Annotated in this window: 1 protein-coding gene and 1 pseudogene; both read right to left on the bottom strand. The window is 71.3% G+C overall.

The features are described from left to right. Positions 1–167, bottom strand: a pseudogene (locus OQ02_RS47065) (hypothetical protein); the annotation flags it as partial. A gap of 43 nt (positions 168–210) precedes the next feature. Continuing rightward, entirely contained in the window at positions 211–366 is a 156-nt protein-coding gene (locus OQ02_RS47465) for an oxidoreductase C-terminal domain-containing protein (protein WP_442973745.1), read from the bottom strand. Positions 367–376 lie beyond the last annotated feature (10 nt).

Below are 376 nucleotides of genomic sequence, written 5' to 3'. Positions count from 1 at the left end.
GCGGGGACCTGCAGGGCGTTGTTCTCTCCACGGCGCACGGCGATGAGCTGACCTTCCTTGATCAGCTGCCGCACGCGCGTCACCTCGACATCGAGCATCTCCGCGATGTCGGGCACATAGAGCCAGGCGGGGACGAGCGCATCGATCTTTACGTCAATCTCGGTCACAGGACAAGCCTGCCATCCCGGACTGACACCCGGTAGTCGGGCCCTACGCGACCGCCGCCTTCAGGGGGACGGAGGGGTCCGCCGCGCGCACGGGGTCGACGGGGGTGGCCGTCTCGACGAGCTTGCGGCCCTGGGCCAGGTCGCGGGGGCGGCCGACCGCGAGGAGCGCCACCGGCACCCCGGCGCGGAGCCAGAGCACGGACCAGGCC

It is taken from the genome of Saccharothrix sp. NRRL B-16314, from assembly GCF_000716595.1.
Classification (GTDB): Bacteria; Actinomycetota; Actinomycetes; order Mycobacteriales; family Pseudonocardiaceae; genus Actinosynnema.
Note: the sequence above shows the minus strand (reverse complement) of the source record. Positions and strands in the feature narration are given on the sequence as shown.